Consider the following 504-nt stretch of genomic DNA (forward strand, 5'->3'; position numbering starts at 1 on the left):
GGTGATGGCGAGCCTCGGCAACATCGCCGAAAACCCGCACGTCGGGATCCTCCTCATGGACTTCGTTCGTGACCTCGTCGGCCTGCACATCAACGGCTCCGCTTCGATCGTGGAGGACGAGGACCTGCGGACCGCGGTGCCCGACCTGCCCGCCGATCACGGCGGCGGCCGTCTGTCCGAACGGTGGGTGGTGATCACGGTGTACGAGGCGTACATCCACTGCCGCAAGCACATTCCCCACATGGTTCCGGCACCCCGGCACCGCCGCCGGGGAACCAACAATGCCACACGCAAGGGCGGTGACTACTTCGACACGAAATCGACTCCACGCCAAGACGAGTCGGCGAGCACCACGGTCCGCGTGCAGCGGACAGCCACCCCTGCGGATTCGACGATCCGTGACGCGCCAGCCGACGCCGGCGACCACTGAACACGGATCTTTCACCTCCTCCTCGAGAACTGAGCGATAGCCCCGTGCAGCGCCCAGGCTGTGCGCGGGCACAG

At 66.5% G+C, this 504-nt stretch carries 1 protein-coding gene; it reads left to right on the top strand.

The window, feature by feature from the left end:
- The coding region (locus P3H15_RS54500; RefSeq protein ID WP_276144901.1) for a pyridoxamine 5'-phosphate oxidase family protein at nt 1-430 on the top strand (430 nt) is incomplete at its 5' end.
- Between the last annotated feature and the right edge of the window lie 74 nt (nt 431-504).

Origin of the sequence: Rhodococcus sp. T2V (assembly GCF_029269925.1) — a bacterium.
GTDB lineage: Bacteria > Actinomycetota > Actinomycetes > Mycobacteriales > Mycobacteriaceae > Rhodococcus_F > Rhodococcus_F koreensis.